Below are 24,261 nucleotides of genomic sequence, written 5' to 3' on the forward strand. Positions count from 1 at the left end.
GCATAGCACGATTGGATATGTGTCACCTTTTGAATTTGAAAAGCGGTATTATGATAATTTAACCCTGTCAGGCATTGCTGCCTGACTCAAGTAAAACACTCTCCGATATAGTCGGGGCGGTTCAGAGGTTTTAAATACTAGCAAAGAAAATCGTCATGACTTACCAGATTATTTAGCTAGATTTGAATACGTTAATGGTGGCTTATTTGCTGACTCTATTGGTTCACCAAAGTTTTCTACCAAGTCTCGCAGAATGCTCATTGAGTGTGGCAGTGAGCTAGATTGGTCGGGTATCAATCCTGATATCTTTGGTTCTATGATTCAAGCCGTTGTACACCCCGATCAGCGTGGTGGGATGGGGATGCATTATACGTCCGTCATCAACATCATGAAGGTAATTGAACCACTGTTCTTGGATGATTTGTATGTAGAGCTAGAAAATATAGTAGAGAACATTGATCCAAAATTAAAACCTAGCCGTTTGCGTAAACTGCATGATCGCATCGCTAACATCAAAATATTTGACCCAGCTTGTGGTTCAGGTAACTTCTTAATTATTGCTTTTAAAGAGCTTCGTAAGCTTGAGATGGAAATAATTAAGCAACTTCAAGAGTTTAAAAAAGATGATTATCAAGATGATTTTTTTGATGAGGCCGGCTTAGACTCATCGTTTTCACGTATCAAACTATCTCAGTTTTATGGAATAGAGCTTGATGATTTTGCTCATGAAGTAGCCATACTTTCGCTTTGGTTAGCTGAGCATCAAATGAATGTAGAGTTTAAGGATGAGTTTGGTGAATGTGCTCCAACATTACCCTTAAAGAGTAGTGGTAATATTACCCAAGGGAATGCGACAAAGTTACTATGGACGGACTATGTTAAAGGGGCGGATGCTAACACCTATATTATAGGTAACCCACCTTACTTAGGCGCTAAAAGACAGAATAAAGAACAAAAAGAAGATTTGAAAAGAGTCTTTCATTTCTCAAAAGACTACAAAAATCTGGATTATATAGCTTGTTGGTTCTATCTAGCCTCTTTATTTATAAAACAAACAAAAGCACAAGCAGCACTCGTCTCTACAAACTCCATTGTCCAAGGAGACCAAGTTTCTTTACTTTGGCCACATATTTTTAATAAAGATATTGAAATTTCTTTCGGTTATAGGTCTTTTAAATGGGAGAATTCAGCTAAGGGAAAGGCTGCTGTAATTTGCGTTATAGTTGGACTGCGGAAGTCATCTGGAAAAGAGTGTTATATATATACTGATAATCTTAAGCTTTCTACATCTTCGATAGGACCTTACTTAAATGCAGATAGCAAAGTAATCGTAGAAAAATCAAAAAAGCCATTAAGTAGCTTACCAGAAATGATATATGGAAATATGCCTCTTGAAGGAGGGTTTTTAAAGCTTACTTGCTCTGAGAAAGAAGAAATCATTAGCGCTAATTATAATGCTGAGAAATTCATTAAACCAACTATTGGTGGAGAAGAATTTTTAAAAGGAATTAAGCGTTGGTGTATTTGGATAGAGGACTATGAGTTAGAGGAGGCAATGCTGATACCTTCTATAGCTAAGAGAGTTGAATCTGTAAGAAAGTTTCGAGAAAATGGTGGAGAGGTTGCTAGGAGTTTAGTGAATCGTTCTCACCAGTTTAGATATAGGCATGTAGCTAAAAATAATATGTTAGTTGTGCCATGTACTAGTTCTGAAAACAGGGACTATGTGCAGTGTGGTTTTTTTACATCAAGTTATATTTCTATGAATTCTATACAGGTCATTCATGATCCTGAGCTTTGGGTTTTCGGAGTTATTTCTTCCAAAATGCATATGACATGGGTCAAAGCCGTGGCTGGGAGATTAAAGAACGATTACCGTTACTCTAATGTTATTTGTTACAACACCTTTCCTTGCCCTGATTTTACTGATGAGAATAAAGAAGTTTTAACTGAGTTATCAATAAAAATACTCTCTGCAAGAGAAGAACATTTAAATACTACTATTGGGAATCTATATAAAAAGGGAGACATGCCATCTGATCTCTTAAGTGCCCATTTAGCTTTAGATACGTACTTTGAAAGTTTATATAAAACTAATCCTTTGAAAAACGATGATGAAAGGCTTGAGATTCTTCTTAAGCAATATGTTCAAATGACAGGAAATAAAAATGCCTAATTTAATGCACTTCGAATACGCTCAGACGGGTGCTAGCTCAAACGAAAACGAGATGGGCATGAGGGCAATGCAAGCACGTGCCTATGCCGCTCGCAATAGTCAGTACCTATTACTAAAAGCGCCTCCTGCATCAGGGAAATCACGTGCCCTAATGTTCTTAGCATTGGATAAGCTAAATAATCAAGGTATCAAAAAAGCGATTGTAGCGGTGCCAGAGCGATCTATTGGCGGTTCATTCAGTTCGACCGAATTAACTAAATATGGTTTCTTTTGTGATTGGGACATTGACGATAACAATAACCTATGTATTCCTGGTGGTGAGAGTAGCAAAACCAAAGCATTTAAGCGTTTTATGGCAAGCGATGACAAGATATTGATTTGTACTCACGCCACACTACGTTTTGCCTTTCAAGAAATAGAAGATAGCGTGTTCAATGACTGCTTGCTCGCTATTGATGAATTTCATCATGTGTCTGCTGATGGTGATAACGTCTTAGGCGGTGTGTTGCGCAGTATCATGGCGAATTCAAACGCCCATATTGTTGCTATGACAGGTTCATACTTCCGTGGCGATAGTATCCCTGTGCTGACACCTGAAGATGAAGCCCAGTTTGATAAAGTTTCTTTCAATTATTATGAGCAGCTCAATGGTTATAACTATCTAAAGTCGCTTGGTATTGGCTATCACTTCTACCAAGGTCGATATACTGATGTCATTCATGAGGTACTCAACTCAGAAGAGAATTATGGAAAGAAAACCATTATTCATATACCAAACGTCAACTCAGGTGAATCAACCAAAGAAAAATATGATGAGGTAGATGCTATTCTTGAAGTGCTGGGTGAAGCCGGTAAAAGAGATCCTGAAACAGGCGTTATTCTCGTTACACGGCCCGATGGTACAGTCATTAAGGTGGCAGATTTAGTTGAAGAGAACGAGCGAGATATTATCCAAAACTATTTACGTAATATGAATCACGTAGACGATATGGATATCATTATTGCCTTAGGTATGGCAAAAGAAGGTTTTGACTGGGAGTGGTGTCAACACGCACTGACTGTTGGATATAGAAGCTCACTAACTGAAATTATTCAAATTATTGGTCGTTGTACTCGGGATAGCGCAAATAAAACCCACGCTCAATTCACCAACCTTATCGCGCAACCTGATGCTGCAAACGACAACGTGACCATTGCTGTAAATAATATGCTGAAAGCTATTACTGGCTCTTTATTAATGGAACAAGTGCTTGCCCCTAATTTTAAATTCAAAACGAAAAGAGATGGCGACTTCGAACCTACGCCATCTGGCACTATGAAAATAGGTGGTTTTAAAGAACCTAGTACCAAACGCACCAAAGCTATTATAGAGTCTGATTTGGCTGATCTAAAAGCTGCTATCTTGCAAGATGATAAGGTCATTGCCGCTTCGGCAGGTAAAGTCGACCCAGAAGTAGTGAATAAAATTCTAATACCTAAAATAATTCAGCGCAAGTATCCCGATCTGACTGAAGCTGAAGTTGAAGAGGTAAGACAGCAAGTCGTAGTAGATTGTGCAATAAGTTCAGCAGAAGTAACTGAGCAAGGCGGTAAGAAATTTATCCGCATGGCCGATAAGTTTATCAATATTGATGAGCTACATATTGACTTGATTGATCAGATCAATCCTTTCCAAAAAGCATTTGAAATACTTTCAAAATCCATAACGACAGATGTGCTTAAGCTTATCCAAGAATCCATTGAAACCACTCGTATTCAAATGGACTTTGAAGAGGCTAAGCTGCTATGGCCTAAAGTTAAGCAGTTTGTGCATGAAAAGGGTCGTGAGCCTGACTTAAACAGCTCGGATTTTACTGAAAAGAGACTTGCTGAATGTGTCATTTATATTAAGCAACAGAAACGCAAGAGAGCAACTGCATAATGAAAAATGAAGAGTGGCAAGTTTTAAAGTCTATCGAATTAGATGATTGGCTAAGCTTCATTGATGATGATGATGAGTTAGGGATTACAACGATTAAAGCAAAGTCGCGGGCACCTACAGCAGATGAGCACTTAGTCGCTAAATTCCAAGAGATAAGCGACTTCTATAACGCTAATAAACGCTTACCTGAAAATAACATGGCGAATATTAGTGAGCTTATGCTGTTCAAGCGTTTAGAGTCTATTAAGAATAACAATGAACAGTGCCATGCTTTGGTAGATTTTGACGAATTCAATCTGTTACCACTTACCCATGAAGTCGCTGCATCAGAACCCGAACTTGTTGAAAAAGAAATCACCTCGTTTGAAGATATCTTTGCAGATGATGATTTTGGCTTACTCGGTGACTCTGATCAGAGTATTTTTAACATCAAGCATATTAAGGTAGATAAACGTGCTGAGACTGACTTTGTCGCTCGCCGTAAATCATGTAAGGATTTTGATAAATACAAAGACTTGTTTCCTGTTGTTCAGCAAGAGTTGAACAGTGGTCAACGTAAGATTATTGAGTTTGAAGGAACTGGCTACAATATTAATGAAGGTAGTTTTTACATCTTAGATGGCATTTTATTGTATGTAGATAAGGTTAGCTTAACTTCAAAAGATCAAGTTATAGATGGGGTTGTCGTAAGAAAAGATGGGCGTACAAGATGTATTTTTGAGAATGGAACAGAATCAAATATGCTTTATAGGTCGCTTGCCAAAGTCCTGTCTAAAGAAGGGAAAATTGTCTCGCCTAAAGGGGAGTATTTCTCTGATATTAAAAGCATCAACGAAGAAGATGAGTCAGCTGGTTTCATTTATATTTTATCTAGTAAAAGCCAAGATGCTCGCATTCAATCCATACCCAATCTATTTAAAATAGGCTATTCACGTACACCTGTTAAAAAGCGTATTGCAAATGCCGCCAATGAGCCGACTTATTTAATGGCTCCAGTAGAGATTGTTGCCAACTACGAATGCTATAACATGAATACGCAAAAGTTTGAAAACTTAGTACATACCGTATTTAGAGATGTTTGCATTGATGTGGAGATTGCAGATTTACAAGGTAATATGTGCAAACCTCGAGAATGGTTCAGTGCGCCTTTAGAGCAGATAAATACAGCGATTGACTTGATAGTGAACGGGCAGATTATAAATTATAGATATAACTCTGCTACAAAGAAAATAGATTTGAAATAACTGAGCGTAGCACTAAAAACAGTTATAAGGTAGGACTAGTAGGACTAGTAGGAACAATTATAACCCTATTAATTTTGAATAATTTTATTTAAATATATGCATATGTATACAAGCAGTACGAAATAACCCTACTAGTCCTACCTGTCCTACCCTTTTAAATATAAACAGTCTTTAACAATAAAAAAGCCATTCGTTATAACGAATAGCTTTTTTATTGTTAAAGACTGTTTTTTGATTAACTGACTTTTCTTATCCTGAAAAGATTACCTTTTGTGCTGGCCTTAACTAGCTCTAGTTTCATTCCATCGGCAATGCGTCCATGTCTGTTCTTCAAAAGATTACCGATTGATCGAGTAGTTAACGAATTGCCACCGTTTAAATCAATCAATACCTCGTGTAGTGGGTGGTCATTAAGTACTTGCCGCGTCATGTAATCATTTAATGCTCGTGCTGTGAATGGTGCGCTGGCTTGCCACTCATATATAGCAGTTAGCAACTCACACAGCGCCTCATGTTCAGGGTCTTTCTCCATGTTGTCATCTATCGAGCGTTTAGGGTCTATTAGGCCCTCAACGTGCTGTGCTAGCCATATAATCGGTTGTCTGCAAGTTGTATCCCATTCCTCAAAGCCTGGCAGTCTATCACTAACCATACCACCGCGTTGGTGGTCGTCGCTTTGCAGATAGCCACGTATCAAGATAATGGCCGCCGTCATCAGTTTAAAGCGGTTTTCTTTGATGTAGATAGCTGGTCGTTGTCCGTCGATCGCTGACAAGTCACGTTTTGCTAATGTGGGGTTCTCGATACCTGTATCAAATCGACAAGTTAAGACACGGCGCGGCATATCTCCCAATAATGTCATGTTGTTACCAGTTAGTAGCAGCATAGCACGGTGTGATACCTCTACACTCTGAGTGAATCCTAGTATGCGACCGCTAAATCGCTCGGACGTTAGGAATGAGGCCATAGTCGCACTATTAAACGCACCCATGATGTTATCCCAGACAATTAACCGTCGTCCTTCAATCAACATAGATAGCAGCGTCTTTCGTACTTCGTCCTCATTCTTTTCAATACTGGGTGTCATTGCTATCGACTCATCAATCACTAAGATACCTAAACACTCACAAAAGTATGTTTTTCCTGATCCTTGTTTCGGTGCGTCAAACGCAAAGGCTGGCGCTGTTGCTTGCGTCGGCCTTGTCACAGCTGTCAGCACTGCAGATAGCGCTACACTGCGGCTCACGTTGTCTGCATAGTCAAAAGTACCAAATGGCTTCATTAACTCATGGTACGCGGCTATCGCGTCCTCTTTGCTGACAAACATAGGTATCGTTACGCCATCATCTGAGAAATCAAGATATAACTGAGTCTCAACGTCATACCCATGTTTTGTGACAATGTGGTCGTTGTGAGTGATTGTAGGCGCGTTAATAACAGCGTTTAATGGCTTTAGCTGGCGGTGTTTATGCATTGCTAATATCTGGCGGATAGCCTTTTTTGGTGGGTCAATCAATTGCTCGTAGGTTGCTTTTTCAGTCTTAGGGCACTGCCAGAACTGAGCAATCGCGCCTAGCTCATGCTCTAGTAACGACTCACTAAATGGCATTATTTTTCCATCTCTAACGCTGACTAGGTTGTCGCCCATATCATAGTAATCAGGTAAGGCGCGCATTAGTCTAAGCGTCTGCAGTGTGGTGTCTGTCATCTTGCCAGCGACGTGCTCAATGCGGCGCGGCTGTCTTAGTAGCTTATATGTTTTACCACCATGCGCCATGCTATACAGTGTCGGCCGTTGGCTTTGAAGGTATAACTTACCGACGTTATGAAAGTTATTATAATCTGGCTCTAGCGGGTCTTTAGTCAATGCACCATGATATTGATCTGGGTCGTCTAGTGCGTCGGCTATGGTTATCTGCTCACCATCTGCCAATGTGATAATAAAGTCACCTGCCAGCACGTCCATGTTGAGTGCGCGTAGTACGTTATTTTTTGCGGCCTTTAGCTGCTCGTCGGTTGGCTCTTTTATGCCTTGCTTCGTTAAATGTGCGACGGCTCTATCATGACTGAATACATCTCTTATCACCTTCACTTTATCGGCATATAGCTCTTTCTCTTTTATTTTAATTGCAGCTAATACTTTCACTTGTTTAGCTGTAAGCTCAGGCAGTGCTGTTTTAGTATCTAACCCATGCCCTTCATGGCACTCTGTTGGCACTGGTCGCTGCTCTAGTGGTGCAATACAATCTGATCCTGCAGAAAAATCTAAGCGGTTTGCTTGAAAGACGCTAACGTCAATCGGTGCGCGTTCTAAATAACTTCCTGCTTTGCTGATTTCATAATAGCCATGACCATCAAGCCACAACCTATCAAACAATACTCTACCAGCGCGCGGTATGTCATCAGCGTCCTTAATAAAGATATATAAGCGTTGCCCTGTTAGGCCGTTGATCTGCTCGTTACCGTTGTAGATATAACTGCTCGAACTTGGCCGCCATACATGCGCGATATTATCGAGCGGGATCACATCGTTAATAGCTTTGATAAACGCCTCTTTTGATAACGTCTTATCGTCGCAATCTAACATCATAACTCCGTTATCACTGCCCCATCTATAGTGCTTATTCGTTCGTGTGGTCGCGCTGGCTGGCTCGCCTCTCTCAGTGAATAACTTAGTACTAAGTATATCTATTTCAGCTTGTGCGGCGGTGTGTATGCCCCACGTTACGGCCTGATTATGATCTAAGCTATCGAGCAAATCGCCTAGTGCTTGTGCGCTATTTACGCTTTGATTGATGGCTCTACCTTCCACCATTTGTGCGACGGTATCAGTGACCAACTCGCCAAACGTGTTAAGGCTGCGTTTCTTTGTTAGTGTCGGCGGTGTTATACTAGTTATGACGCTGAGGTCTGCCCTGACTTTAATGTCGTTTGTGTTTTGTGTGATTGCTTGCTGTACCAATGCACCGACGTTTGCCGCGTTCGGTGCATTTTTAGTTTTAGCTGTCATGTTGATCCTCCCAACTGAAATCGTCGTCAGATAGTTCACAATTCAGCAGGAGAAATTCGTAATAACATATTACAAAACTTCTATCTTCTACTTTTATACTTTCTATGTTTAATTCGCATATTCCTATATGCGTGTTTACCATATTTGTGCAATCTCTTACATTTCTAAGACCAGTGTTTTTAGCTTTAACACTATTCTTTGCACCTTGATTGTCATCATTTGCACCTTGATTGTCATCATTCGCATCTTGATTGTCATCATTCGCGCTTTGGGTGTCATCATTCGCGCTTTGGGTGTCATCATTTGCACCTTGATTGTCATCATTTGCACCTTGATTGTCATCATTTGCACCTTGGTTGTCATCATTTGCACCTTGGTTGTCATCATTTGCACCTTGATTGTCATCATTTGCACCTTGATTGTCATCATTTGCACCTTGGGTGTCATCATTCGCACCTTGGGTGTCATCATTCGCGTTTCTAAGGTTAGTATTTATAACGCTAGCGCCAGTATTCACGTTACCAACTTCTTCGATTCTGAAGCGTTGGAAGCAATAGCTAATATATGATGTAGATATCCATATATTATTAAGCACTATGCCCGCCAATAGTGGTTTCAAACAACTAATGAGCTTATAAACGCAACTTTCTAAAGTACTAAAACACTCGGTTTTAAGGTGGCTAATCGTGTGTTGTAACGGGTAATGGTAGATAATTTTTTCATAATTTAATAGCGATTCTGAACCTGTAAGATTCACCATATGCTGATCAAGTTTCTGTGACGCATTTGGGCTATGGTTAGAACAGCCCGCAAAGTTTTGAGCTAGATATTTCTGCAGACTGACTAACTGTCGCTTCGCATAAAGACTGCCAGCCTTTACACCACTCTTAGTAGCTAGATGTAAGGTTTTATCACCTTGAGCCTCAATAAATACAGTCACTTTAGAACCTCCTGACTCACAAAAGGAACGTTCTCGTCACTACTATTAACGTGATGACTTGCTAGCCAAGATAAAATATCAGTATTCTTGAACAACAAAATGCCATGAATATTAACTGGCTTTGGAAATTTATCTGCTTTCCACCATCTACGTAATGTTTGATGGTGTACACCAACGATAGTAGCCGCGACTTTAATGCGCGTTTGACCCTGTGGGTGAAGTTTTTCGATGATTTGGGAGCTATCTGACATGTTTAGCATTTCTGCTAACTCCTATGTAATGCCAATGACTGGCGTTATTAAGTGTTAGCAATATTACCCAACGATAAGAGAGTCAGCATCCCAGTTGGGATAGAGCAGTATGCCAACTGGGATGCCGATTTTGTACTAGGCAAAAAAAAGCCTTACATGGTTAGTAAGGCAATTATATTTTTTACTTTGTTATTCACAAGAAATAACAAATATCCATTTGCTTAGCTAAATAGCCATTCTTGTAATATCAATATGATTTTAAGCTGTCAATGCTCTTAGGAGGTTTTTAGTAATTTGAAAAGCAAAGTTATTCTATAGCTATATACGTATAATGAAAGAGAAAGCACACACTAAAACAATAGTGATAAATTAAGATTATAAACAGAATTAATCAATTCTATACTAGCTATCATCCTTGCTTACTATGAGTAAATATATCGTTTTTACATTATCAGCAAGCCTGTTATCTTTTCTTTTTTTCATCGATGAGCGCGTCTTTAGCCTTTTTAAACCGCTCACCTATTGTGGATTTTTTTTGTCCATAAATATTCTCACTATTTATATCGTTAATAATCACTGCCTCACTTGAATATGTTGGCCGCCCGCCCGCTACTCTTGATATAGTTAGCATGTTCAATAGTAATCCGATTGTAATCAAATAACTTTTCTCACTTCTTTCATTAAGCTCATTGTCATCTAGCTGTATTTCTTGCGCCTCAAACCTATCTATTTTTTCTTGTTTTTTTTCGAGATTATTATAGGCAGTTTTCAATTCATCTCTAACTTTCGCAAGCTCGTCCTCTATTTTTAGAGCACTAGCTTCTGTAATATTCACAAGCTTATCAAGCTGTTTTTTTTTAAACCTCAATTCATCATAACTAATATGGATTATAGCCCTATCTTGTAATGGCTTACTATCAATGCGATAGTCAGGGAAATAATATAAGTTGCCAAACTTAGCGCTTGAAAGATAACCTGTATCACCCTTCGAATAAGAATAATTACTTTCTTTATCAAACGAAAAGTCTTCTTGCTCGTAAACCTCTTCTACAGTTACTTTTGCCTTAAGCTTTGAAAAATTACCATCATCAATGTTAAGGAAAGCATCTTTTAAAAAAAACATCCCACCTATTTTATGGACATTATTAGCAAAATATAGGGGCTGGCTAACAAACTCATTATCTTTTTTTACACGGGTCGAGCTTATATTGAAATCATATATATTATAAATAATACAATTACGATAGAAGAAAACATCTAATTTTCCAGCAAGACTTAATTCCTTCAACTCATCGAACTCATACTTGTAGCCAGTTTCCTTTTCAAGATATATAAGCGTCTGTTTTATGCTTAAATAATCCAAAACCATAATTTACACCCCTACACCCTTAGATTGAAATAGGAGCAAGGCAGTGACAGTTTAAGGGTGTAAATAGCTGTCGTTCGGGAGCAACCCCTAGCCTTGCATGGTCGTTATTACATGGCGTCACCCATGCTTTTGTGTCTGCTGTTTAAAGCTGGCGTGAATGACGTTATCAAACTTGCCAGCTTTAATATCATCTAAATAGTTTGCCCATTCGTTCATCATGCGCGTTCGTTCAGGTACGGCTTGCATACGGTTATACGCTTTTCCATACTTGTTCAGCATTTGATGACCTAGCTGCATTTCTGTCACTAGCTCGTCATAACCTAGTCGTTCCATCAGCATAGTTTTTGCGCTGGCACGGAAACCATGGGGCGTGTGCACTTCTTTATAACCTCTGCCCTCATAATTGTCACCAATGCCGCCACTATTCATAGATGGGTCGTTTAATACTTTGTTCACTAACTGCTGATCATGGTAAAAACCTTTCTTGCGTCTAGGGTTATAAAACACATATTCATGCCCACCCGTTAATGATTGCATTTGCTCTATGACTGCGATTGCTTGCGGTGCTAGTGGTACTACTAAACTTTCTACCATGTCCTCACGGCGCTGCCCTTTCTGCGGCTTAAATATCCATTGCTTGCCATCAAGGTCAATGTCTGCCCATCTCATCGAGCATATATCGCCTATACGTGCAAAGGTTAGCGGTAGTAGCTTTAATATCGGTTTGTTATACACCTGCTTATCACTTAACTGGTCAATCTCTATCAATAGGACGGCAAAGTCTTTGGGGTCTGTCAGTGAAGGATAGTGCTTGGTTCTAGTCGGCTTTAATGCTTTGGCACCTGATAACTGCGTTACTGGGTTGTATTCAATAAACCCTTTTAGTACAGCATGGGCAAAGATACGCTGCGCCATATTTTTAACGCGATTGCCTTTGTGAACATAAACCCGTTGTATGTCACTGCATAGGGCAAGCACTTGCTGGCTTGTAATATCACTAATAGGAAATTTACCAAAAGCAGCTATTAAAGGTCTAAGGTAATTGTGCATGTTCCTTAGGGTGCTTGTCGCTGGTTGGTGGTCAGGGTTGCTTGTCTGCTCATAAAGCCAGTCACGAGCTACCGCCTTAAATGTATTAGTTATAGCAGTGGCTTGTCTTGTGCGTTCGCTATCGCGCTGGGTGATTGGGTCTTTCCTATTAGCGAGCATACGCATATTATCGGCATGAGTCTGTCTTGCGCGCTCGAGTGTCAAGGCAGGGTATTGCCCTAGCGTCATCTCTTTACGTTTACCAGTGATTGGATGTGTATAGCGGTGCTGAAACTCAATGCAACCACCCCGGATGCGCAGTCTTAGGCCTTGATACCCACCAATAGTATGATAGACACGCTTTTGACCTTGTGCCTCTTTGACGGCTTTTTTGATCTGAGTATCAGTTGTTAATGCTGCCATGACTGTATGCCCCTATTCTTTACTCGCCACGTTGAAAACCTGACCACCAATCTGACCACCATTAATGTTGCTAATTGGTGGTCACTGATGATAATCAAGGATAACACACGTTAGCATTAGATTTATATAAATAAAGGGCTTGAGCTAACAAAGGTTAACATGAGATAACACCATAACAACCCCCTCCGTGGGCTCTTTTTTTGCCTGCCATTTATCATTGTATATATTTGATTAATTTCTCTATAGTCAAAATTTTCTTCATATATTAATGAGAGCAGATTGTCTTTACCGTCTCTGCTGCCATCTGATAACAGCTTTCGATGTTACCTTGTGCACACCAATCGCCACTGACAATCCACTGATGACTGTCATCAACCAAGATGCCCAGCTGTTGATTGTCTATATTTTTAATTGTCGACGCATAACGCCAACGATGGCAGTCAACTTGGCTGGGTGTACTTTTCATATCCCAATTTAAAGCTTGCTGTGCCGCCTGTAGCAACTGCGCTTTTATTACCTCAATATCGTTATCGACATGTGCCTCCGACCAGTCATTACGCGCATGGATAGTGATACTGGGGAGTAGGTTTTCATGGGCAGGCTTTTGATGTTCGATAAATATTCGATCTAGTATTGAGTCCTGCACATAAGCTACATCCCATGGAATCGTCTGATTGCTTAAACTATCAGGCAATTGCTGTACATCATCCCAACCTAACATCAAGGTATAGCATGCCTGCATTTGCGGCTTACTAATCATTGCTTGCTCAGTAAAGTCACTATCTGCCATTAGCTCTAGCGCTTGACCATTTGGTGCCGTACAAATTATCCAGTCAAAGCTACCAAGGCTGTTGTCGTTTTCATCGAACAATTCTGTCTTGCTATTAACACTATTTTGTTCTGTACAGTGCCGCGCCAATAATGGCGCTACACGAGTTTTGAAATTTAGGGTTGTATGCTTTAGCTCATCAGCCAATATGCGCCCCCAGCTGGTCATCTTTGGTGTGCTGATATAACGTGCTTGCGTGCTGCTCCATTGTTCTTTGTTTTGTATGTCAGCTGACTGACCAGCATCATTAGCTGGCGTTAGATTAACAACTTGAGCACACCATGGCTGTAGCAAATTGGTCGCTAACCAAGGCTTAATAAATTTTTGAAAGCTTGTAGTTTTGGCAGTAAAGAACTGCGCTCCGAATGCCCATTGCCACTGTTTATCAGAATTATCATGAATAGCATCACTATGAACTTTGCTACGATAGCGGGTGGCTAAACGACCAACGCTACGTGATTTCTCGAAAATAGTAATTTGCGGCACCACTGCTTTGCCGTTGGCTTCAATAAAAGCGCGTTCCAATAAAGTTGCAGTAAATAAACCGGTTAAACCACCGCCAATAATGGCTATTTTAAGTGGTGCATTTGAAGCGTCGTTTTTAGTATTAGTATGATTATCAGATTGGGTTATATTTTGATCAGTAGAGAGCAATGTAGAATCAGACATAATGACAGTAAACCTTATAAAGTATTTGATAAAATAGAAACTGACCATCTAAAAAGCATATAGAAATAGCATTATTATTTGCACAATATTGAATCTTTAAAGGATGCCAATATCAATGATATCTCAGTAAAAAAGCCATGCTATTTTTTATAACATGGCTGTTTATAATATAGTCGATCCACTATTAAATAAATACAGCGCTACTGGGATAAATTTTGCGCGGCCTCTGTCTGCGCAGGCACAGCAAGCAAGTAAAATTTACACCAGTAGCGCCTGATAATAGTTGTACTTTTTTTATTTAGAACTGACTATAGGGCTTTTATGATAGATCTTTCTATAATGGAGCTGCTTTTAAGTATCAGTACTGGATTTTTAAAATTCGCTTTTGATGAGTATTAATTGTTGATAATTAACACTACTCTCCGCGTCCAGCTTTCACCACCGCGACCAGCTCATTGATGACTGAGCTATCTGCAAGCGTGGATAAATCGCCCAGTCCGACATATTGCCCTGCAGCAAGACTACGCAAGATGCGGCGCATAATTTTACCAGAGCGGGTCTTCGGTAAAAAATTGACCATATAAATAGTGTCCAAGTTGGCAATCGGACCTATTTCGGCGCGTACATGTCGGTTCAGTTCGGCTTTTAACGATTCGGTGACTGTTTCACCAGACTTGAGGATGATAAAGGCGCAAAGACCCGTGCCACGAATATCATGCGGCATCCCAACGATAGCCGCTTCAGCCGTCGCTGGATGAGAGACCACCGCGCTCTCAATCTCAGCTGTGCCTAACCGATGTCCTGAAACGTTAAGGACATCATCGACACGGCCAGTAATCCAATAATGACCATCTTCATCACGCTGTACCCCATCACCGGTAAAGTAATAGCCTGGATATTCAGTAAAGTAAGTCGCTAAAAACCGCGCGTGATCATTATAAATGGTGCGCATCTGACCGGGCCAGCTACTATTAATAACCAAATTACCCTCAGCAGACCCCTCAAGCGCTGTCCCATCAGTATCGATAACTTCAGGTCTGATGCCATATAGTGGATTCATCGCCGCGCCCGGTTTAAGCGCTACCGTGCCCGGTATCGGTGACAGCATAATACCGCCAGTTTCGGTCTGCCACCAAGTATCGACAATCGGACATTTGCCGCCACCGACGAGATGATAGTACCAATCCCATGCCTCAGGATTGATCGGCTCACCAACTGTGCCAAGCAAACGCAGACTTGAGCGATCCGACTCACGAACAAAGGTATCACCCTCTTTCATCATGGCGCGAATAGCGGTTGGTGCAGTATATAAGATGGTGACTTGATGTTTATCAATGATATGCCCGATACGCGACCAAGTCGGATATTCTGGTATACCTTCAAACATAAGCGTCGTCGTTCCATTAGCAAGCGGCGCATAAGTCGCATAAGTATGTCCAGTGACCCAACCGACATCGGCTGTACACCAGTAAACGTCATCTTCTTTGATATCAAAGACATCACGAAAAGTAGATAAAGCATAAGTGATATAACCGCCGGTGGTATGTAAGACACCTTTGGGTTTGCCCGTTGAGCCGGAGGTATATAGTAAAAACAGGGGATCTTCGGCATTCATAACTTCAGGTTCACACTCCTGTGATTCACCGTCAATCAAACTGTGATACCAAACATCACGGCGACCGCTCATCGGCACTGAGTTGCCCGTACGATGCACGACAATGACATTGGTAACGCTGTCCGTACCATCCATATCTAACGCACGATCGACATTGGCTTTGAGCGGCGTACGCTTATTACCACGGATACCTTCATCAGCGGTAATAACCAGTTTAGATTGGCTATCAATAATACGGTTACCCAAACTCTCAGCAGAGAAGCCGCCAAAGACCACAGAATGCACTGCGCCAATACGCGTACACGCCAGCATAGCGACCACTGCTTCCGGTATCATCGGCATATATAAGGTGACGCGGTCGCCTTTTTTGACCCCAAGCTTGCGCATCGCATTACCTAAGCGACACACCGCTGAATGCAGCTCTTTAAAAGAGATAATTTTATGTAATGAAGGATGATCACCTTCCCAAATAATGGCAGGTTTATAGGGATTAGTTTTAAGGTGGCGGTCGAGACAATTCACTGAAATATTCAGCTCACCATCCTCAAACCACTTGATGCGGAAATCCTCTAAATCATAACTGACGTCGCTGATTTTGGTGGGTTTCTTTATCCAATCAATCAGCTCAGCACGTTTTGCCCAAAAGGCCTTATTCGCCTCAGGTGAGGCAACAGATTGTTTATATTGTTCAGCATACTGTTCGGCGGTAATATTGGCAGCGGCGATAAATTCAGCCGAAATCGGAAATGATTCTTGGGTCATTGGGTCATCCTTTTTTAATTATTATGACCTGTAGCAAGCATCGCGGATAGCGAAAACCTGCACAGGTGATAAGGGTCATTTTCCATAATGGCGACACTTAAGGATAGTTTGACAAATAAGCGGAATGGTTGCAAGACATCAACCACTAATCACAACAATCTCACTGTGCGTCTGCATACTTAATAGAGTATGTTTCACTTTATCAATTAACCAATCATTGCATAATATTTATTATAGACGTCAATTTTTATTAGTGTTCACCAGTTCAGTATAGAAGATATATACTCTAAAATAACGTACTACTTTAGCAATTCTCCACGCTTGCGCTGCGCTTTGCGCTCCAAAATTTTTGAAACATTGATTGCAGCAGATCTATATGATTTTTAAAGTAAATCAACTATGTGATTCCGCAATTTAATCCTTGTAACCTGATATAAAACATGGACAATAGCTACCCTAAAGCAATCGCTGGAAGCAACATCAATAAAATCATATTTTTTAGAATAAGAAATGCGCTATTAGTGCCATTTTTACTTTTTAAATCAGGAACAAACCATCATGGACAATCACCGCAATGCACCACAACACTCCCATTATGATGTCATCATTATTGGCGCTGGTGCGTCAGGGTTATACTGTGCGCTAACAGCGGGTCGCCGTGGTCGCCGCGTATTGGTGCTTGATCATGCTAATAAAGCCGGCAAAAAAATCCTCATGTCAGGCGGTGGACGCTGTAACTTTACCAACTATTTCGTTGAGCCTGAGCATTTTATTGGCAGCAATCAACATTTTTGCAAATCAGCGCTCAGCCGTTACCCCAGTTGGGAGTTTATCGGCATGGTTGAAGCGCATAAAATTCCTTACCATGAGCGCGAACATGGCCAGCTATTTTGCGACGATTCGGCGCAAGATATCTTGACCATGTTACTTGATGAATGTGCTGCCGTGGGTGTACAAGTCCGACTTAATACTCAAATTGAGAGTGTTCAAGCGCTTGAAGCAGATAAAAAAGCCCGCTTTCAGTTATTGACGACCAAAACGCTTAGTAAAAAAGAAAAGCAAGAGAGAAAAGATACCGCAAATCAAAATGAGCTGCCGCAAACGGGCTATCGCTGTGAGTCATTGGTAGTAGCAACGGGTGGCTTATCCATTCCGACGATGGGTGCGAGTGGTTTAGGTTATGAGTTAGCACAGCAATTTGGTCATACGCTCATAGCGACCGACGCCGGTCTGGTACCTTTTACCTTTACCGATAAAACAGGTGAGCTGATTCGCACGCTTGCAGGTATCAGTATGCCAGTGATTGCCAGCAACGAGCGTATTTCATTTAAATTACCCTTGTTATTTACCCATCGCGGACTCTCTGGTCCTTCCATGATTCAGCTTTCAAACTATTGGCAGAGTGGCGAAACCATCAGTATTAATTTACTACCAGATACAGATATGAGCACGCTCTTGCTTGCACATAAAAAATCCCATCCAAGACAGCTCATTCGTACGGTTTTGGCAGATTATACCGATAGCACCGATGAGAATAATAAGCTGCCTAAAAAACTACTATCAGCACTACAAACGCATCTATGGGAAGACATAAAAGACACCGAGCTTGCCAACATTAAAGATGAGCGCTTGATAGAGCTTGGCGCAACGCTCAATGGCTGGCAACTCAAACCTTCTGGCACCGAAGGCTATCGTACTGCTGAAGTCACGCGTGGTGGTATCAAAACTGATGAGGTATCGTCAAAAACTATGCAGAGCAACCATCAAGATGGTCTATATTTCATCGGTGAAGTGCTGGATGTCACCGGCTGGCTTGGCGGCTATAATTTTCAATGGGCGTGGGCAAGTGGCTTTGTCTGCGGTGAGTTCGTTTGATACTACCCTATCTTTATAAAATAAGATTTATCAAATATCAGCCCTATAAAATATCATTCCTATAGAATCTAATTTTATGAAATCTGAATGTTATTAAAAAATAATAATAAGTAGTCTGATTTGAAAATACAACTCTTGATAATTGTGAATATAAACACCATTATATCTACTACAGGTGTAGAATTACTTAATAATTAGAATTTATGACAAGTAAATCTATAATCATAAAATAATGCGTTTAAGCTTACGAGGTGCGACATGCGTCCAATCAAACATATCCATGGTGATAAAGAGCCACATTGGGTTGGTGACGGTTTTTATGTCAAAACCTTGGTCAATCACCTTGAAAAAAATACCGACTTTAATTACCAGCATACCGATCCGTTTTTATTATTAGATTACTCTCAGCCGATGAGCTTTGCGCCCAATCCAAACTATGAGTCGCAGTCGCATGGGGTTGGACAACACCCTCATAAAGGCTTTGAGACGGTCACTATCGCCTATGCTGGCGAAATCAGTCATGCCGACTCTACGGGTGGTTATGGCGTGATACAAGAAGGTGGTGTACAGTGGATGACCGCTGGGCGTGGCATCATGCACGAAGAATTCCACTCAGAGGCGTTTGGACAACGTGGTGGAGATTTTAGTATGGTGCAGCTGTGGGTGAATTTGCCAAGCGCCCACAAATTGACCGACCCCAAGTATCAAAGCATTAAGCGAGCTGACCTACCTGTGGTTGAGCTTAAAGACAATAAAAATGGTGATCCCGTTGGTACAGCGGTGATTATCGCTGGTGAATGGCAAGATATAGAGCAAGCAAAAAACCGTCAGACATCTGAAAGCACGCAAAAAACTATCCAAGGAGCGGCAGAGACTTTTACTGCTATTAATATGTGGAATATTGAGCTGCATTCATTAGGGACAGCCACTTTACAAGTACCGAACACGCATAATGTCATGTTATTGATGCAAGAGGGCGAGCTACTTATCAATGGCACATCTATTAGCGCAGGCAACCTGATTCAGTTTGAAGCGCCTAATGTTAATCGTACGGCAGCTGACAACGATAGCATTAAGCTTGAGTATTCTACTGCTACGAATGATGATACGCCTTTGATGCCCGTCAAATTGCTATTATTAAGTGGTGAGCCTATCGGTGAACCGATTGCCGGTTATGGACCATTTGTGATGAACACCCAAGCCGAGTTAAAGCAAACTTTTCGTGATTATCAAACCGGCAATTTCGGTAAATAGTTAAAGACAGTCGTTAAGATTTACGCATAAAAAGGCCACCTGACTAAAACAGTCAGGTGGCCTTTTTAGTGCGCTAATATCCACTCTATAAAATAGAGCGTTAACTAGCAAACGATTATGCTTGGTTTAAAAACGGATAATCGGTATAGCCTTCTGTACCGCCACCATAAAAGGTTTGCGGATGTTGCTCATTAAGCGGCGCCCCTTCACGGATACGCTCAGCTAAATCAGGATTGGCAATATAATCACGACCAAAAGCAACCGCGTCGATATAACCATCCTTGATATTTTTCTCTGCTTTTTCAGCGGTATAACCACCAGCGGCGATAATCATCTGACTAAAAGCATCGCGAACACGCTGACGGAACTCATTACTATACGGCGTGCCACCTGCCCAATCAGGCTCAGAGAGATGCAAATACATTAGACCACGCTTATTGATCTGCTCAATTAGCCAGATGTTTTCGTCTTCATGATAACCAGCTTCAACGTTATTAAAGGTACCAAGTGGTGAAATACGAATACCAATATGGTCCGCATCCCAAGCATTAACACAAGCATCGATCACATCAAGCGTCAAGCGCGCACGGTTCTCACGGCTACCGCCATATTCATCATCACGATGGTTGGTTTGCTCAACCCAAAACTGATGCAACAAATAACCATGAGCCCCATGAATTTCTACGCCATCAAAGCCTGCCTCGCGAGCATTTTTGGTCGCAAGACCAAAGTCAGCGATGACTTGCTTGATTTCATCAAGGGTGGCTGGACGTGGCGTAGTCGCCTCAACGCGGATAGCTTGATTATTGCTATCACGCAATGACGTACGCACACCGACGTGAACATCAGATGCCGAGATAGGCGCTTTGCCATCAGGCTGGACACTCTCATGCGCGACTAAGCCCGTGTGCCATAGCTGTACGACTATCTTGCCACCTTTTGCATGGACATTATCGACGATGATTTTCCATGCCGTCGTTTGGTCTTGGGTATGAATACCGGGCGCGCCAGCATAGCCTTTTGCTTGAAAAGAAACCTGCGTCGCCTCAGTGATGACCAGTCCAGAACCAGCGCGCTGCGAGTAGTATTCTCCAGCAAGTGCAGTCGGCACATCACCTGGCTCGATTGCACGTAGACGTGTCAACGGTGCCATAATAATGCGATTTTTTAGGGTTTGCGTGCCCATTTTGACAGGTTCAAATAAGTTATCGTGTGCCATAAAAAGCCTTGTTTATTGTTATGAAGCGGTTGTTATAAAACCCTAGGGATAGGTTTATTAAAATAAGCAAATAGCGCTTGGGATTGTCAATATAAGCTACTCTAAATTTGCTCAGCTGCTATCAGCTAGTATTAATAAGTCGTGTTCTTTATAGGGGGCTAAGTGAGTGATTCCAAGTAAAACTTACAAAGAAAAACACCAGTATTGCTATCGCTTTAATTTTTAAAGCGCTACTATTTATGCAGTCTTATAAGCTTATTAAGCTATAAGAATGAGTGATGTTGAGCACATTTTTTATTTTTGGTTTCCCCTTTATTTAAAGGATATGCCCTATGCAAAAATCCCTATTGTCACTCGCCATTGGTATGAGCTTGCTGTTATTGACGCTAAGCGCTTGTCAGCCGAAATCAGTAGCAGCGCCTGAAGTACAGGCAACAGACAGTGCCGAGCAAAGCAGGCAATCATCCGTAAAGAAAGTGCCTAAATCTGCAACTGCTAATGACTCAGCGGTAGATGTCCAGACCTGTTTAGCGCTCAGTGATGCCATGAAAAAAGTAGATAACAGCAGTAAGATTGAAGCTATTTATGCCATTCAAAAACCACTAAAATCCTGTTTATCAACCGCCAGTAATGCCGAAGTATTGAATTTACTCAAAGACTATCAAGCGATGTATGAGCGTTTTTTATGGGATGAAACTGATCTTAATAATTCAGAATTTGACCAAGATTTTTTTGAAGTAATGAATGCCTTAGAGCAAGGTGAAAAAGTAGCGGAAGAAAAACTACAAAATCTGAGCCCACGCGTGCGCTACCTGATTGGCCTCATCCAAAACGGTGTCGATGTTAGGGTTTATAATTTAGGTGAAGGTTACTATGCTTTTAGTCATGATTTAACAGCAATGGCAGATATGTTTACCCCTTATTTGCGCCAAGACCAAAAAGCATTTATCCGGCAGATGGCAACAGAAAACCAAGACATTTTTTTGAGTGATGCCTCCATTACTACTTCTTTTGCAGAGTTGGTTGAACGTGCGGTGTTTTGGGAGGATTATATAACGCGCTATCCAAAGGGCTACGCGGTAAAAGATGCCAAAACCATACTAGACTCGTATCGCTATTTCTTATTTTTTGGCTCAGACAATACAGGGTGGACGGATGATGATGTTCGTGATTTTCTTGAACCAGAGTATAAGCAGACCATGGTTGCACTCAGCAAACGACCTGATAGTGGCTTGGCAAAAGATGCCATAAACTATCTTAACTTCATGGCATTATCCGATAACGAACGTCAAGAGTACTATCCAGCGCCTAGTACCGATGAAGATGGTTACGAGATGCATGAGAGGACAATGACCTACTATCGATTAAATCAAGCAATGCAGATACCATCCTCTTGGAATACTGATGGCGATAATAGAGATTGCTCAAACGGTGTGATTTGCCAAGATGAGCATCTCGATTAATATGGCGGTAGAGAAGTGTAATTGGAAGGCTTAGAACCTCAAAACACGCCGAAAATAATCCGCTACTGTTTTTAGCATTTACTTAACAGGTGTATCGCATGCAAAAAATCCTATTATCTCTTACTACAATAATGAGCTTGCTGGTTGTCTTAAGTGGTTGTCAGCCTAAGGTAGAAACGCCTGCTGAATTAAATGATACGCAAAAAGCAGAGCAAGATAATCAACAACCCCTAAGCATAGAACAATCTAAACAAGCTGTGGTCACAGAGCCAGCAATAGATGCTAAGACCTGTTTAGCGCTCAGTGATGCCATAAAAAAAGTAGATAACAGCAGCAAGATTGAAGCGATTTATGCCATCCAAAAGTTAATAAAGAACTGCTTACCAACAGCCAGTAATGCCGAAGTATTGAGTTTGCTAAAAGATTACCAAGCGATGTATAGACGTTTTTTAACTACAAATGAGACTATAGAGGATGATAATTTTTATACCGTTATGCAAATGGCTGACGAAGGCAAACAGGTACCTGATGCTCTATTGAAGACGCTAAACCCAAGATTGCAATATCTCATTAGATTGGTAGAGGATGACACTGACGTACGTGTTATATATTTAGGTGAAGGCTATTACGAATTCACTCATGATTTACAAGCAATGGCAGATATCTTTACCCCTTATCTGCGTCAAGATCAAAAAGCGTTTATTAAGCGACTGGCAATGGACAATCAAGATATTCTTTGGAACGATGGTGGGATTGCGATTTCATTTGTAGAAGTGATTGAGCGCGCACAGTTTTGGGAAGATTATCTAGCGCGTTATCCAAAAGGCTATGCACCTCAAGACGCCAAGCATTTATTTGAGGTATATCGTTATTTACTATTATTTGGTTCAGAAAATACGCAGTGGACAGATGACAGCATTCATGAATTTTTAGACCCAGAATATCGACCGTTGATGCTCAAACTAGCCAGACGTCCCAATAGTATTTTGGCTAGAGATGCTCAAGCTTTGCTGGACTTTATAGCGCTAAGCGATAGTCAGCGTCAGGAGAAGTACCCTACCCCTGACCTTGATGAAAATGGTGATGAGATGAGTGAATGGGTAATCGCTCGTTACCAAATAGTAGAAGCGTTACCACTGGAGCTCCCATGGCAAGAAGGAACCACAAACTGTTTCATTAGCATCGTTTGCGTAGAAAATAATACTGAATAACGATATTAAGTTGTTATTGGCGGTGTTAATCAAGCGCTTTTAATATAAAAAAACCTACTTTTTTAAGTAGGTTTTTTTATGCTTCTATAAAAGCCTTACGACTTTAACATCTTTTTAAAAGACAGCTCTAGCGACAAGTAAGTACCAAACAATATCACCATTGAGCCGATAATCGCAGGCGTATCTAACGCTTCACCCAACAATAAATAACCAAAAATAATGGCAAAAATCGGAATCACTAAAGTGATACTAGTCGCCCGCACAGGACCAATACTTTTGATCAACTGATTCATAAAAATAAGCGCAATAGCGGTTGAAAATACACCGATACAAATAACAGCAACCCAAGCCGTTATACTAATGCTCTTGCCATAGGGAAACTCATAAACCGCCACGGGCAACATAATCACACTGGCGATGATGAGTGAGCCTGCAGTAATCGCTACTGGCGAGACATTATCCAAGTAATTTCTAGTGATATTTGCCCCGACCGCATAACCGACACAGGCCAATAATGCATAGCCCATCGGTAATAAACCAGAACCCGACTCAGCGCCCTGCCCGCCAAACAGGTTTTCACTCATCAAAATTACTACGCCAATAACGCCGATGACCAAACCGAGAATCTGCTTTTTATACAAGCGGTCTTTAAAGAATACACTGGCGATAAAGCCACTCATCATCGGCACAGACGCATTGAGCACTGCCAACACGCCAGCATTTACCGAGCGTGCTGAAAAAGCAAACAGTATAAATGGCACGGCAGCAGAGAACAGCCCAACTAACGTCAGTACTTTCCAATTCTCACGGATACCTTGTCTGTTTTTCTTACTGACTAATACAAAAACCAGCATGGTGATTCCAGCCAATACCACACGCAGGCTGGCAAAGGCTAACGAGCCAAACTCAGGCACACCGATACGGTAGAAAATAAAAGACAGCGACCACATAAAGGACAGGGTGATAAAAATGGTGAGGTCGCGGTTAGACATGGGAGGATC

At 41.2% G+C, this 24,261-nt stretch carries 16 protein-coding genes; 7 read left to right on the top strand and 9 right to left on the bottom strand.

The window, feature by feature from the left end; all coding sequences use genetic code 11:
* Window positions 1–316 precede the first annotated feature (316 nt).
* Genes WAZ74_RS03655 through WAZ74_RS03665 form a run of 3 tightly spaced genes read left to right on the top strand, consistent with a single transcriptional unit; the run spans window position 317 to window position 5,341 of the window.
* Window positions 317–2,176, top strand: coding sequence for a class I SAM-dependent DNA methyltransferase (locus tag WAZ74_RS03655; protein ID WP_422305912.1), 1,860 nt, complete (start codon window positions 317–319; stop codon window positions 2,174–2,176).
* A complete protein-coding gene (locus WAZ74_RS03660; protein WP_422305914.1) occupies window positions 2,169–4,097 on the top strand; it encodes a DEAD/DEAH box helicase in 1,929 nt (642 codons plus the stop codon). Before WAZ74_RS03655 ends, WAZ74_RS03660 begins: the two co-directional genes overlap by 8 nt.
* A complete protein-coding gene (locus WAZ74_RS03665; RefSeq protein ID WP_422305916.1) occupies window positions 4,097–5,341 on the top strand; it encodes a GIY-YIG nuclease family protein in 1,245 nt (414 codons plus the stop codon). Before WAZ74_RS03660 ends, WAZ74_RS03665 begins: the two co-directional genes overlap by 1 nt.
* 235 nt (window positions 5,342–5,576) lie before the next feature.
* Here WAZ74_RS03665 and WAZ74_RS03670 read toward each other — a convergent pair whose 3' ends face one another.
* From WAZ74_RS03670 to acs, 7 genes are all read right to left on the bottom strand, one after another.
* Window positions 5,577–8,351, bottom strand: a complete 2,775-nt coding sequence (locus WAZ74_RS03670; RefSeq protein ID WP_422305918.1) for a hypothetical protein — start codon at window positions 8,349–8,351, stop codon at window positions 5,577–5,579.
* The gene (locus WAZ74_RS03675) at window positions 8,341–9,291 is read right to left on the bottom strand and encodes a hypothetical protein (RefSeq protein WP_422305920.1); all 951 of its coding nucleotides are present in this window, start codon (window positions 9,289–9,291) and stop codon (window positions 8,341–8,343) included. The genes WAZ74_RS03670 and WAZ74_RS03675 overlap by 11 nt, the downstream gene beginning before the upstream one ends.
* Window positions 9,288–9,542 carry a helix-turn-helix transcriptional regulator gene (locus tag WAZ74_RS03680; protein WP_422305922.1) on the bottom strand — a complete coding sequence of 85 codons (255 nt, stop codon included), beginning with the start codon at window positions 9,540–9,542 and terminating at the stop codon, window positions 9,288–9,290. The genes WAZ74_RS03675 and WAZ74_RS03680 overlap by 4 nt, the downstream gene beginning before the upstream one ends.
* Window positions 9,543–10,005: 463 nt before the next feature.
* Window positions 10,006–10,911, bottom strand: a complete 906-nt coding sequence (locus WAZ74_RS03685) for a hypothetical protein (RefSeq protein WP_422305924.1) — start codon at window positions 10,909–10,911, stop codon at window positions 10,006–10,008.
* A gap of 117 nt (window positions 10,912–11,028) precedes the next feature.
* Window positions 11,029–12,363 carry a tyrosine-type recombinase/integrase gene (locus WAZ74_RS03690; RefSeq protein ID WP_422305926.1) on the bottom strand — a complete coding sequence of 445 codons (1,335 nt, stop codon included), beginning with the start codon at window positions 12,361–12,363 and terminating at the stop codon, window positions 11,029–11,031.
* Between the two features lie 265 nt (window positions 12,364–12,628).
* Complete coding sequence (locus tag WAZ74_RS03695; RefSeq protein ID WP_422305928.1) at window positions 12,629–13,861, bottom strand: NAD(P)/FAD-dependent oxidoreductase; 1,233 nt, start codon at window positions 13,859–13,861, stop codon at window positions 12,629–12,631.
* Window positions 13,862–14,276: 415 nt separating this feature from the next.
* Window positions 14,277–16,238 (bottom strand): acetate--CoA ligase, encoded by a 1,962-nt coding sequence (gene acs / locus WAZ74_RS03700; RefSeq protein ID WP_422305930.1) that lies wholly within the window; start codon window positions 16,236–16,238, stop codon window positions 14,277–14,279.
* Window positions 16,239–16,796: 558 nt separating this feature from the next.
* Between acs and WAZ74_RS03705 the strand changes: the two genes are divergently transcribed.
* Both WAZ74_RS03705 and WAZ74_RS03710 read left to right on the top strand, forming a co-directional pair.
* Window positions 16,797–18,113: an NAD(P)/FAD-dependent oxidoreductase gene (locus tag WAZ74_RS03705; RefSeq protein ID WP_422305932.1), complete on the top strand. Its 1,317-nt coding sequence runs from the start codon at window positions 16,797–16,799 to the stop codon at window positions 18,111–18,113.
* Between the two features lie 258 nt (window positions 18,114–18,371).
* A complete protein-coding gene (locus WAZ74_RS03710) occupies window positions 18,372–19,367 on the top strand; it encodes a pirin family protein (protein ID WP_422305934.1) in 996 nt (331 codons plus the stop codon).
* Window positions 19,368–19,482: 115 nt separating this feature from the next.
* On the opposite strand, the gene WAZ74_RS03715 is transcribed toward WAZ74_RS03710, so the two are convergent.
* Entirely contained in the window at window positions 19,483–20,586 is a 1,104-nt protein-coding gene (locus WAZ74_RS03715; RefSeq protein WP_422305936.1) for an alkene reductase, read from the bottom strand.
* 332 nt (window positions 20,587–20,918) lie between these two features.
* On the opposite strand from WAZ74_RS03715, the gene WAZ74_RS03720 reads away from it, so the two are divergent.
* Together WAZ74_RS03720 and WAZ74_RS03725 are read left to right on the top strand one after the other, a co-directional pair.
* Window positions 20,919–22,049, top strand: a complete 1,131-nt coding sequence (locus WAZ74_RS03720) for a hypothetical protein (RefSeq protein WP_422305938.1) — start codon at window positions 20,919–20,921, stop codon at window positions 22,047–22,049.
* 98 nt (window positions 22,050–22,147) lie between these two features.
* Window positions 22,148–23,260 (top strand): hypothetical protein, encoded by a 1,113-nt coding sequence (locus tag WAZ74_RS03725; RefSeq protein WP_422305940.1) that lies wholly within the window; start codon window positions 22,148–22,150, stop codon window positions 23,258–23,260.
* 95 nt (window positions 23,261–23,355) lie between these two features.
* On the opposite strand, the gene WAZ74_RS03730 is transcribed toward WAZ74_RS03725, so the two are convergent.
* A complete protein-coding gene (locus WAZ74_RS03730) occupies window positions 23,356–24,252 on the bottom strand; it encodes a DMT family transporter (RefSeq protein WP_422305942.1) in 897 nt (298 codons plus the stop codon).
* Window positions 24,253–24,261: the final 9 nt, after the last annotated feature.

It is taken from the genome of Psychrobacter sp., assembly GCF_049295055.1.
Classification (GTDB): domain Bacteria; phylum Pseudomonadota; class Gammaproteobacteria; order Pseudomonadales; family Moraxellaceae; genus Psychrobacter.

What these genes read in the sequence shown, in the direction of transcription:
- WAZ74_RS03655 (WP_422305912.1), top strand. Translation starts at nt 317, where the DNA reads ATGATTCAAGCCGTTGTACACCCCGATCAGCGTGGTGGGATGGGGATG.
- WAZ74_RS03660 (WP_422305914.1), top strand. Translation starts at nt 2,169, where the DNA reads ATGCCTAATTTAATGCACTTCGAATACGCTCAGACGGGTGCTAGCTCA.
- WAZ74_RS03665 (WP_422305916.1), top strand. Translation starts at nt 4,097, where the DNA reads ATGAAAAATGAAGAGTGGCAAGTTTTAAAGTCTATCGAATTAGATGAT.
- WAZ74_RS03670 (WP_422305918.1), bottom strand. Translation starts at nt 8,351, where the DNA reads ATGACAGCTAAAACTAAAAATGCACCGAACGCGGCAAACGTCGGTGCA.
- WAZ74_RS03680 (WP_422305922.1), bottom strand. Translation starts at nt 9,542, where the DNA reads ATGTCAGATAGCTCCCAAATCATCGAAAAACTTCACCCACAGGGTCAA.
- WAZ74_RS03685 (WP_422305924.1), bottom strand. Translation starts at nt 10,911, where the DNA reads ATGGTTTTGGATTATTTAAGCATAAAACAGACGCTTATATATCTTGAA.
- WAZ74_RS03690 (WP_422305926.1), bottom strand. Translation starts at nt 12,363, where the DNA reads ATGGCAGCATTAACAACTGATACTCAGATCAAAAAAGCCGTCAAAGAG.
- WAZ74_RS03695 (WP_422305928.1), bottom strand. Translation starts at nt 13,861, where the DNA reads ATGTCTGATTCTACATTGCTCTCTACTGATCAAAATATAACCCAATCT.
- acs (WP_422305930.1), bottom strand. Translation starts at nt 16,238, where the DNA reads ATGACCCAAGAATCATTTCCGATTTCGGCTGAATTTATCGCCGCTGCC.
- WAZ74_RS03705 (WP_422305932.1), top strand. Translation starts at nt 16,797, where the DNA reads ATGGACAATCACCGCAATGCACCACAACACTCCCATTATGATGTCATC.
- WAZ74_RS03710 (WP_422305934.1), top strand. Translation starts at nt 18,372, where the DNA reads ATGCGTCCAATCAAACATATCCATGGTGATAAAGAGCCACATTGGGTT.
- WAZ74_RS03715 (WP_422305936.1), bottom strand. Translation starts at nt 20,586, where the DNA reads ATGGCACACGATAACTTATTTGAACCTGTCAAAATGGGCACGCAAACC.
- WAZ74_RS03720 (WP_422305938.1), top strand. Translation starts at nt 20,919, where the DNA reads ATGCAAAAATCCCTATTGTCACTCGCCATTGGTATGAGCTTGCTGTTA.
- WAZ74_RS03725 (WP_422305940.1), top strand. Translation starts at nt 22,148, where the DNA reads ATGCAAAAAATCCTATTATCTCTTACTACAATAATGAGCTTGCTGGTT.
- WAZ74_RS03730 (WP_422305942.1), bottom strand. Translation starts at nt 24,252, where the DNA reads ATGTCTAACCGCGACCTCACCATTTTTATCACCCTGTCCTTTATGTGG.